Annotated in this window: 1 protein-coding gene; it reads right to left on the reverse strand. The window is 78.2% G+C overall.

Going from position 1 to position 444, the window contains the following annotated elements:
- Positions 1–15: 15 nt before the first annotated feature.
- Entirely contained in the window at positions 16–354 is a 339-nt protein-coding gene (locus tag AC5RWQ_RS30535; protein ID WP_494286054.1) for a hypothetical protein, read from the reverse strand.
- Positions 355–444: the final 90 nt, after the last annotated feature.

Consider the following 444-nt stretch of genomic DNA (forward strand, 5'->3'; position numbering starts at 1 on the left):
GAGCGGGCTGTGCGGTCAGGGGCGGGCGGGGCCGTCCGGGCCGCCCGGTTCGGCGGCCGGGGCGGCCGCGACCGTGACCCGCGCGGCGCGCCGCTCCCCGTCCAGCACCCGCAGCGCCCGACCGAGCGTGCCGTGGTGCAGATCGGTCTCGCCGCGCAGGTGCATCACCGTGAGCGCGTCGCGCAGCGCCACCGCCCGGCCGACGAGCGCCTGCGCGGCCCGCAGCGCGGTGTACGTGTCGGTGGTGCGGGAGGGGTTGATCCGGCCCAGCAGGTCGACCAGCTCCAGGTAGCAGTCGACGAGTTCGCCCTCGGAGCGGGTCAGGGCGGGCAGCGGCGGCGGTTCGGGGGCCATGGCGGCCTACCGCGGCCCGCTGCCGCGACCGGTTGCGCCCGACCCCGCCTTGCGGCTGGTGGTGAGCATGTCCACCAGCCCGTACGCCAC

This window comes from Micromonospora sp. BS32 (genome assembly GCF_059089345.1).